This window comes from Pseudomonas sp. Wu6 (assembly GCF_019891515.1).
Classification (GTDB): Bacteria; Pseudomonadota; Gammaproteobacteria; order Pseudomonadales; family Pseudomonadaceae; genus Aquipseudomonas; species Aquipseudomonas orientalis_A.
Window position 1 is genome coordinate 1 of sequence record NZ_JAFLXH010000073.1, and the last position, 10057, is coordinate 10057.

A 10057-nucleotide genomic window follows, 5' to 3' on the forward strand; every position below is an offset into this window, starting at 1 on the left:
TCACATTCCAGTGTGTAGAAGGCTGCGCGTCCTGCGCCGACATAAGCCTGCAAGTGCCCCATGGCGTGCCGCCGATCCAGAGCGGCATCGTTCACAACAACGTCGCGCGCCTGTCCAGCCAGCGCAGCATTTTCCACTACGCCACCCGTGCCGGCTTGACCACCGCGGCGGCGGCTTACCATTGGGTCAGCGAATTGTATAACCGCACCCCCTTTCTCGCCGCCCGTGATCGTCATACCGACGATGCGGCGCTGGCGATCCAGCATGGGCATTTCTACTGGAATGACCACTACCCGGACTCCCACCTGTTTGCCGACGCCGAAAGCCTGCGCCTCAAGCACGCGCCGGACTTTCTGCTGGTGCACCCGATGAACATCGACGACGCCGGTCACAAGCACGGCCTCGACACTGCGCAGTACCGCAACAGCGCACGCTCGGCCGACATTATTCTCGCCGACTACCTGCAAGGCTGGCTCGACGCCGGTTACCAGGTGCTGGTCACCGCCGACCACGGCATGAACAACGACCGCTCCCACAACGGCCTGCTGCCGGAGGAGCGCGAAGTGCCGCTGTTTGTACTCGGCGACGCCTTCAGCCTGGATGCCGCCGCCGCGCCGAAACAGACCGACCTGTGCGGTACCGTCTGCGCGCTGCTCGGCGTGCCCCACGACAAACCGGTCTGCCGGGAGTTGCTCAAATGAGTGGCATGGTTCGCGGCAAATGGCTGGCCTTACTGTGCCTGGCGCCCTTCGCGCTGTTCTTTATCGTGTTCCAGATCGCGCCGTTGGCCTGGGTGCTGATCAACAGCCTGCAAACCGAAGACAGCGGTTGGAGCCTGGAAAACTTCACGCGCATTTTCAGTTCGAAGTTCTACCTGCAGGCGATCCAGTTCAGCCTCGAGATCAGCTTCTACTCCAGCGTTTTCGGCATCATCATCGCCACGCTGGGCAGTTACTCCCTGCGCCGGGTCGATTCGCCGCTGCGCAATTTCGTCACGGCGTTTGCCAACATGACCAGCAACTTCGCCGGCGTGCCCCTGGCCTTCGCGTTCATCATCCTGCTGGGGTTCAACGGCAGCATTACCATCATGCTCAAGCAGGCGGGGATCATCCAGGACTTCAACCTGTACTCCAAAACCGGCTTGATCCTCCTCTACACCTACTTCCAGATCCCCCTCGGCGTCCTGCTGCTGTACCCGGCCTTTGACGCACTGCGCGAAGACTGGCGCGAATCGGCTGCCCTGCTCGGCGCCAATGGCTGGCAGTTCTGGCGGCACATCGGCTTGCCGGTCCTGACCCCCGCCCTGCTCGGCACGTTCGTGATTCTGCTGGCCAACGCCCTTGGCGCCTATGCCACCGTGTACGCCCTTACCACCGGCAACTTCAACGTGCTGCCGATCCGCATCGCGGGGCTGGTTTCCGGTGACGTGTCACTGGACCCGAACATGGCCAGCGCCCTGGCCGTGGTGCTGGTGGCGCTGATGACCGTGGTCACGGTGGTCCATCAACTGCTGCTCAAGAGGAGCTACCATGTCTCGCGCTGATGCCGGCCCGGCGTCCCTCTACCATCGGGCGGTGGTGTACGTGCTGTTCCTGATTCTGGTACTGCCGCTGGCAGGCACCTTTGTCTATTCGATCTCCAGCAGTTGGTCGGCCACCATCCTGCCTGCCGGCTTCAGCCTGAAATGGTATGTGCAGCTATGGAGCGACCCGCGCTTCCTGATGGCCTTCGGGCAATCGCTGCTGGTGTGCGTGGGCGCGCTGATCCTGTCGGTGGTGCTGATCCTGCCGCTGCTGTTCGTGGTGCATTACCACTTCCCCAGGCTGGATGCGCTGATGAACATCCTGATCCTGCTGCCGTTCGCGGTGCCGCCGGTGGTGTCGTCGGTGGGGCTGCTGCAACTGTACGGGTCCGGGCCGCTGGCAATGGTGGGTACGCCGTGGATTCTGATCGGTTGCTACTTCACCGTGGCGCTGCCGTTCATGTACCGCGCAATCACCAACAACCTGCAGGCGATCAATCTGCGCGACCTCATGGACGCCTCGCAACTGCTCGGCGCCAGCACCTGGCAAGCGGCGTTCCTGGTCGTGCTGCCCAATCTGCGCAAAGGCCTGATGGTGGCGCTTCTGCTGTCGTTCTCATTCCTGTTCGGTGAGTTCGTGTTCGCCAACATCCTGGTCGGCACCCGCTATGAAACCCTGCAGGTGTACCTCAACAACATGCGCAACAGCAGCGGCCACTTCACCAGTGCCGTCGTGATCTCCTATTTCTTCTTTGTGCTGGTGCTGACCTGGGCCGCCAATATCTTGAACAAGGACAAAAGCCAATGAGCTTCGTCAGCGTCCAACACCTGCAAAAGAGCTATACCGGCACCCCGGTATTCAGTGATATCAATTGCGAAATCGCCAAGGGCGAGTTTGTCACCCTGCTCGGCCCGTCCGGTTGCGGCAAGTCGACCTTGCTGCGCTGCATCGCCGGGCTGACCTCGGTGGACAGTGGGAAAATTCTGCTCGATGGCCAGGACATCGTCCCGCTAAGCCCGCAGAAACGGCATATCGGCATGGTGTTCCAGAGCTACGCGCTGTTTCCCAACATGACCGTGGAACAGAACGTCGCCTTCGGCCTGCGCATGCAGAAAGTCAACGCCGACGACCGTCACAAGCGGGTCCAGGAGGTGCTGCAATTGGTCGAGCTCAAGGACCTGGCCGGTCGTTATCCGCACCAGATGTCCGGCGGCCAGTGCCAGCGCGTCGCCCTCGCCCGCTCACTGGTGACCCGCCCGCGCCTGTTGCTGCTGGATGAACCGCTGTCGGCGCTGGATGCACGGATTCGCAAGCACCTGCGCGAGCAGATCCGCCAGATCCAGCGCGAACTCGGCTTGACCACCATTTTCGTCACCCATGACCAGGAGGAAGCCCTGACCATGTCGGACCGCATCTTCCTGATGAATCAGGGCAGAATCGTACAGAGCGGCGATGCCGAGACCCTCTACACTGCGCCGGTGGATGTGTTCGCCGCCGGGTTTATCGGCAACTACAACCTGCTCGATGCCGACAAGGCCAGCCAACTGCTGCAACGACCGATCAGTGGGCGCATCGCGATCCGCCCCGAAGCCATCGAACTGAGCCGTAACGGCGACCTTGACGCGCTGGTGCGCAGCCACAGCCTGCTGGGCAACGTGATTCGCTATCGTATCGAAGCCCGTGGCGTGGAGTTGGTGGTGGATGTGCTGAACCGCTCTGCCGACGATCTGCATCCGGACGGCCAGCGCCTGGCACTTTCCATCGACCCCAGCGCGCTGTGTGAAGTAGCCTGACGGGCAACGACTGAATGAGAGAGCATTTCGGATGGCATTGGTAATTTTTGATCTGGACGACACCCTGATCCATGGCGACTGCGCCACCTTGTGGAGCGCGCAGATGGGCCGTCTGGGCTGGGTCGACCCTGAGTCATTCATGCGCAGGAACGACGAGTTGATGGCGGCCTACGGCCGAGGCGAGCTGCGCATGGAGGATTTCATGGATTTCAGCCTGGAGCCGATGATCGGCCGCACCCCGCAAGAGATCGAACACCTGGTGGAACCCTGGGTCGAGGACGTGATCGAGCCGCTGATCTACAGCGACGCGACCAAAACCATCGCCCGACACCGCGCCAATGGAGACCGGATCCTGGTGATCTCCGCTTCGGGCACGCACCTGGTCACGCCGATTGCGGCGCGCATCGGCATCGACGAAGTGCTGGGCATCGAGCTGGAGGTCAGCCACGGGGTGTATAGCGGCAAGACCGAGGGCGTGCTGACTTACCGCGAAGGCAAGATCACGCGCTTGCTGCAATGGCTTGAGCAGGAAGGCGAAACCCTGGAAGGTGCCTGTTTCTACTCGGATTCGCGCAATGACCTGCCGTTATTGCTGAAGGTGGATCACCCACAGGCGGTCAACCCCGACCCGGTATTGCGGGCCCACGCCGAACAGGCGGGCTGGCCGATTCACCATTGGGCCTGAACCTACCAAGATCTCCCTGCAGAAGATCCCCATGTGGGAGGGGGCTTGCCCCCGATGGCGGTGGATCAGATGAAACATTCTTCACTGACATACCGCTATCGGGGGCAAGCCCCCTCCTACATAGGCCCTATTACAACTCCGGAATATTCAACACGATGAGCGCCCGCTTCCAACACGCGAACGCGAACTTGACCTACATTGCAGGTAGGACCGAGCTCTTACACCGCTCGACATGACCCTCGACGCCTTGCAATGCTCTCACAGTGCCTCCATAGTGAGTCCGGACTGAGCCCGTTGCAGTAGCGTCGGGCTTTTTGCATTATGCGACCGGACCATATGGAACCGGCTCCCTCAAAGACGGCCTAATATGCGTTATCAATTGCCCCCGCGTCGAATCAGCATGAAGCATCTGTTCCCCAGCACCGCCCTCGCTTTTTTCATTGGTCTCGGCTTCGCGTCGATGTCGACTAATACGTTCGCAGCCAATAGCTGGGACAACCTTCAGCCTGATCGCGATGAGGTGATTGCCAGCCTTAACGTCGTCGAGTTGCTCAAGCGCCATCACTACAGCAAGCCGCCGCTGGACGACGCACGCTCGGTGATCATCTACGACAGCTACCTCAAGCTGCTGGACCCGTCGCGCAGCTACTTCCTGGCCAGTGATATCACTGAGTTCGACAAGTGGAAGACCCAGTTCGACGACCTCCTCAAAAGCGGCGACCTGCAGCCCGGTTTCACCATCTACAAGCGTTACCTGGACCGCGTCAAAGCGCGTCTGGACTTCGCCCTGGGTGAGTTGAACAAAGGCATCGACAAGCTCGATTTCACCGAGAAGGAAACCCTTCTGGTGGACCGCAAGGACGCTCCTTGGCTGACCAGCACCGCCGCGCTCGACGACCTGTGGCGCAAACGCGTCAAGGACGAAGTGCTGCGCCTGAAGATCGCCGGCAAAGAGCCCAAGGCCATCCAGGAGCTGTTGACCAAGCGCTACAAGAATCAGCTGGCGCGCCTGGACCAGACCCGTGCCGAAGACATCTTCCAGGCTTACATCAACACTTTCGCGATGTCCTACGACCCGCACACCAATTATCTGTCGCCAGATAACGCGGAAAATTTTGATATCAACATGAGTCTGTCCCTGGAAGGCATCGGTGCCGTCCTGCAAAGCGACAATGACCAGGTCAAGATCGTGCGCCTGGTGCCGGCAGGTCCGGCGGACAAGACCAAGCAGGTCGCCCCGGCCGACAAGATCATCGGCGTGGCCCAGGCCGACAAAGAGATGGTCGACGTGGTCGGCTGGCGCCTGGACGAAGTGGTCAAGCTGATCCGCGGGCCCAAGGGCAGCGTGGTGCGCCTGGAAGTGATTCCGCACACCAATGCACCCAACGACCAGACCAGCAAGATCGTGTCCATCACCCGTGAAGCGGTGAAGCTCGAAGACCAGGCCGTGCAGAAGAAAGTCCTCAACCTCAAGCAGGATGGCAAGGACTACAAGCTGGGCGTGATTGAAATCCCGGCCTTCTACCTGGACTTCAAGGCCTTCCGCGCCGGTGACCCGGACTACAAGTCCACCACCCGCGACGTGAAGAAAATCCTGACTGAGCTGCAGAAGGAAAAAGTCGACGGCGTGGTCATCGACCTGCGCAACAACGGCGGCGGTTCCCTGCAGGAAGCCACCGAGCTGACCAGCCTGTTCATCGACAAGGGCCCGACCGTGTTGGTGCGCAATGCCGACGGCCGTGTCGACGTACTCGAAGACGAGAACCCGGGCGCCTTCTACAAAGGCCCGATGGCGTTGCTGGTCAACCGTCTCTCGGCCTCGGCCTCGGAGATCTTCGCCGGCGCCATGCAGGACTACCACCGTGCGCTGATCATCGGTGGCCAGACCTTCGGCAAAGGCACCGTGCAGACCATCCAGCCGCTGAACCACGGCGAACTCAAGCTGACCCTGGCCAAGTTCTACCGGGTTTCCGGGCAGAGCACCCAGCATCAGGGCGTACTGCCGGACATCGACTTCCCGTCGATCATCGACACCAAGGAAATCGGCGAGAGCGCCCTGCCCGAAGCCATGCCGTGGGACACCATCCGCCCTGCGATCAAGCCGGCATCCGACCCGTTCAAGCCGTTCCTGGCACAGCTGAAAGCTGACCACGACACGCGCTCCGCCAAGGACGCCGAGTTCGTCTTCATCCGCGACAAGCTGGCCCTGGCCAAGAAGTTGATGGAAGAGAAAACCGTCAGCCTCAACGAAGCGGACCGTCGCAAGCAGCACGCCGACATCGAGAATCAACAACTGGTGCTGGAAAACGTGCGCCGCAAGGCCAAGGGCGAGGACCCGCTCAAGGAACTGAAGAAAGAAGATGAAGATGCGCTGCCGACCGAGGCGGAAAAAACCAAGCCGGAAGACGACGCCTATCTGGCCGAGACCGGTCGCATCCTGCTGGACTACCTGAAAATCACCAAGCAGGTAGCCAAGCAGTAAATGATGTCAATTTAATGTGATTGCTCCCTGGAGTGTCATCATATAGACATCATTCTGTCGTGAAATATAAGGACCGCAGGTTTCAAGCCTGCGGTCCTTTTTTTTCGACCGAGAGTGCCATGACCATGACCGAACAGCTGGATGCATTGGGCTCTATCCTGGCTCAACGCAGTTTGCACAGCCTGTTCCAACCGATCATTTGCCTGTCTGAACGCCGCATCCTCGGCTACGAGGCCCTCAGTCGCGGCCCGTCCAACAGCCCGTTGCACTCCCCCGTCGCCCTGTTCTCCATCGCCAGCCATGCCGGGCGCCTGAGCGAACTGGAAATGGCCTGCCGTGAGAGTGCCTGCCGGCGCTTCAGCGAGCAGAAGCTGCCGGGCAAGCTGTTTCTCAATATCTCACCGGAATCCCTGGTGGAGACGGCGCACCAACCGGGGCGCACCCTGCAATTGCTGCGCGAGTTCGGTATTCCCCCCAGCCAGGTGGTGATCGAACTCACCGAGCAGACGCCCACCGATGATTTCAAGCTGTTGCAGACCGCGTTACATCACTATCGCGACATGGGCTTTGCCATTGCCCTGGATGACCTGGGCGCCGGTTACTCCAGCCTGCGGTTATGGTCGGAGCTACGCCCGGATTATGTGAAGATCGACCGCCACTTTATCGACGGCATCCACCAGGACGCGCTCAAACGCGAATTTGTCGGCTCGATCATGCAGATCGCCAAGGCCTCCCGGGCCCAGGTGATCGCTGAAGGCATTGAACTGCCGGAAGAGTTGGCGGTGTTGACGGAAATGGGCGTGGACCTGGTCCAGGGCTACCTGCTCTGCCGGCCTCAGGAGCATCCACCGCAGGAAGCACGCTTGATGCTGCCCAAGCCGGACCACGCCAATATCGCCCTGAATGAAGAAGCCAGTGACCTCAGCGCGCTGCTCATTGAACAGCCGGCGGTGGATCAAGACACGGCAACCGCCCAGGTGCTCGAAGCATTCCGTCGCCAGGCCAACCTGAACTCACTGGCGGTGCTCGATGCCCGCGACCACCCGGTGGGTATCGTGCATCGACACTCGCTGTCGGACGCGCTGCTCAAACCCTTCGCGACCGACCTGTTCGCCCGCAAGCCGATCAGCCGCCTGATGAGCGATGACTTCCTGGCCGTGGAGTTGAGCCAGTCCCTGCAACAGGTCAGCCGCTTGCTCACCAGCCGCGCGCGGCAACGCATCGAAGAAGATTTCATCATTACATTGAATGGCGACTACCTGGGCCTGGGACGGGTCATCGATGTGCTCAAACTGATCACCGAACTGAAAATCCAGCAGGCGCGCTACGCCAACCCGCTCACGCTGCTACCGGGCAACGTGCCGATCCAGCAGTGCCTGACGCGCCTGCTGCAGCAACAGCGTGAGTCGGTGATCTGCTATGTGGATATCGACAGCTTCAAGCCGTTCAACGATATCTATGGTTATGGGCGCGGGGATGAGGTGCTGTTGTGCCTGGCGCAGTGCCTGAACGACCGGGTCGATCCCAGCCGCGACTTTGTCGGGCACATCGGTGGTGATGACTTTCTGCTGGTGCTGGGCCCACAGGACTGGCGCAAACGGCTCAATCAACTGCTGGACGACTTTCACACCCAATGCCGACGTTTCTACCGCGCCGAGCACCTCGACGCCGGCTGCTTCACCGCACTCAACCGCCAGGGCGTGCGCCAGGAATTCCCCTTGCTTTCACTGTCGATTGGCGTGGTGCATTTGTATCCACAGGCCTGTGCACAACTCGATGCCAGCCAGTTGGCGGAGCTGGCGTCGCAGGCCAAGCACCAGGCCAAGGACATCGCCGGTTACAGCATCCATGTGATCGACAGCCTGGACCTGCTGCCGGCTTAAGCCTCGGCGGATTCGGGATATTCGTACTCGAACACCCGCACCACCTCCGAAGCGTGCCAGGAAGCGGCGGCCACACCGTCGGAGGGCCCGCTGAAACGCCCCAGGCGCTCCACGCATTCAAAGAACCCGGTGCGCGGCAGGCGGCTGGCACCCTGGCTGATCACCAGGGAACTGCGCAGCGGCTGCTCGGCCTTGGCGTCCAGCGCCGCCAGGTGCTCCAGGGCGGCGGCCAGGGTCTGCATCGCCGGCGTCGGGAATTGCAGGCGCTCAAGCAGCGCACGGTAGGTCAGCAGATGGCGCTGACGGCGCGCCTGGTCCAGTTCGTTGAGTAAGCCATCCCAATGTTGACGGCTGATACGTAGGCTCAAGAGTCATCCCTCCAACCTGCAACGCCCAATTCCCAGGCCAGGCTGCGGCGAATGGCGGCATCCGGCTGTCGTTCACCCCTTTCGATCAAACCAAGATACGAGGGGCTGATACCCACTGTGCGCGCCAGGGTTTCGATCGCCAGGCCCTTGGCTTCACGCAGGCCGCGCAGGGCTGCGAGCGGGTGCACGTCCTGGTCGGGAGTAATCGGTGCGGCGGGGGAAGAAGCCAGTGTGGGCTGTTGCTGACCGGCCGCTTTCAGCAGCGCCTGGTACTGGTCCCATGGCAACACCGCATATTCGGGTTCGCCATTACGTGAAATGATCTGGATATCCATGACTGCCCCGTAGGATAAAAACACTTACCAAGTAAGTAATTTCCTTACTCCTTCCTTGGAAGTGTAATCCTAACAGCCACGGAGGTCGCAGGGGATAGCCCAAAGCATCAGTTTTTTTGTGGGTTTTCCTGGGCGAGCAGCTCAGGTGTGGCCGGTAGACGTTCGACCACGGCCAGCTTTTCCGGGCGTTGCGCATCGCGCCAGGCGCGAAACGCGCTGAGTTCCCCGCTCAGGGTCTTCATGACCCAGGCCAGCACGGCGATGTCGTCGAACATACCGAACATGGGAATAAAATCCGGAATCGCGTCAATCGGACTGACGAAGTACATCAGCCCCGCCACCACCGAAATCAGCGCCTTGGGGCTGATCGCCCGATACTCGCCGCGCCAGTAAGCCAGGCACAGGGCCTGAAGCAGCTTGAGGTCATCCTTGAGCTGGCCCAACCGATTGCCCTGGCTCGAGCCTTTGGCCGCGACAGCAAACAGCAGGGTTGGCAGACGGCCACGCCCCAGCAAGCGTGCGGCTATAGGCAGGAAGCGGGTGAAATTGAAGGGTGGTTTCATGTGTCACTCCAGTTCCATACGACAGAAAGGTTATCCACACAAATTGTGGATAACCTTGTGAACAGAGCCTTTTTTCATGGCTGAAAGCCACGGACTACAAGGCCTGCAGTCAGATCGGGCGTTTTTTGCGCACATCAGAAAATCCCAATATTTCATTGACTTGGCAGGTCTGTGCGGCTACCCGTGCTCGGGCCTAATATCAGACTGTGTCAACTTGAGGACGTTCGTTCGGATTTGCAGAGGCTTAAACGTGACAGCTGACATGCCTGCGCAGTGCCCAACCGTAACCACGATGCGAAGCGAGCCGCTCGTGATCTTGATCTTGACCCCCGGTGTCAGGGTAGTTGTCGTGTCCCCCGCTTTTTGAAAAGCATTCCGGGGGCGGCAAGAGTATGGTCATGCCTTTCTATTCAGAAGAACGTAAA

General features: G+C 60.4%; 10 protein-coding genes. 7 read left to right on the forward strand and 3 right to left on the reverse strand.

Annotated elements, in window-relative coordinates:
* The 7 genes from J1G34_RS26660 to J1G34_RS26690 form a co-directional block, all read left to right on the forward strand.
* Window positions 1-701 (forward strand): alkaline phosphatase family protein (locus J1G34_RS26660; protein ID WP_262411976.1); only part of this gene is annotated, 701 nt, incomplete at its 5' end.
* Complete coding sequence (locus tag J1G34_RS26665; RefSeq protein WP_065888221.1) at window positions 698-1543, forward strand: ABC transporter permease; 846 nt, start codon at window positions 698-700, stop codon at window positions 1541-1543. The genes J1G34_RS26660 and J1G34_RS26665, both read left to right, overlap by 4 nt.
* Window positions 1530-2330 carry an ABC transporter permease gene (locus tag J1G34_RS26670; RefSeq protein WP_222994854.1) on the forward strand — a complete coding sequence of 267 codons (801 nt, stop codon included), beginning with the start codon at window positions 1530-1532 and terminating at the stop codon, window positions 2328-2330. Before J1G34_RS26665 ends, J1G34_RS26670 begins: the two co-directional genes overlap by 14 nt.
* Window positions 2327-3316 carry an ABC transporter ATP-binding protein gene (locus tag J1G34_RS26675; protein WP_065891628.1) on the forward strand — a complete coding sequence of 330 codons (990 nt, stop codon included), beginning with the start codon at window positions 2327-2329 and terminating at the stop codon, window positions 3314-3316. The genes J1G34_RS26670 and J1G34_RS26675 overlap by 4 nt, the downstream gene beginning before the upstream one ends.
* A gap of 31 nt (window positions 3317-3347) precedes the next feature.
* On the forward strand, window positions 3348-4001 hold the full coding sequence (locus J1G34_RS26680; RefSeq protein ID WP_065895927.1) for an HAD family hydrolase: 654 nt from the start codon (window positions 3348-3350) through the stop codon (window positions 3999-4001).
* A 400-nt stretch (window positions 4002-4401) separates the two neighbouring features.
* On the forward strand, window positions 4402-6483 hold the full coding sequence (locus J1G34_RS26685) for a carboxy terminal-processing peptidase (protein ID WP_240995381.1): 2082 nt from the start codon (window positions 4402-4404) through the stop codon (window positions 6481-6483).
* Between the two features lie 119 nt (window positions 6484-6602).
* Complete coding sequence (locus J1G34_RS26690; RefSeq protein WP_065891626.1) at window positions 6603-8366, forward strand: bifunctional diguanylate cyclase/phosphodiesterase; 1764 nt, start codon at window positions 6603-6605, stop codon at window positions 8364-8366.
* On the opposite strand, the gene J1G34_RS26695 is transcribed toward J1G34_RS26690, so the two are convergent.
* The 3 genes from J1G34_RS26695 to J1G34_RS26705 all read right to left on the reverse strand — a co-directional run bounded on the left by J1G34_RS26695 (window position 8363) and on the right by J1G34_RS26705 (window position 9632).
* Window positions 8363-8734 carry a hypothetical protein gene (locus J1G34_RS26695; RefSeq protein ID WP_005786715.1) on the reverse strand — a complete coding sequence of 124 codons (372 nt, stop codon included), beginning with the start codon at window positions 8732-8734 and terminating at the stop codon, window positions 8363-8365. The genes J1G34_RS26690 and J1G34_RS26695 overlap by 4 nt on opposite strands.
* Window positions 8731-9069, reverse strand: coding sequence for a helix-turn-helix domain-containing protein (locus J1G34_RS26700; RefSeq protein WP_128875607.1), 339 nt, complete (start codon window positions 9067-9069; stop codon window positions 8731-8733). Before J1G34_RS26700 ends, J1G34_RS26695 begins: the two co-directional genes overlap by 4 nt.
* A 107-nt stretch (window positions 9070-9176) precedes the next feature.
* Complete coding sequence (locus tag J1G34_RS26705) at window positions 9177-9632, reverse strand: YkvA family protein (RefSeq protein ID WP_065891625.1); 456 nt, start codon at window positions 9630-9632, stop codon at window positions 9177-9179.
* Window positions 9633-10057: the final 425 nt, after the last annotated feature.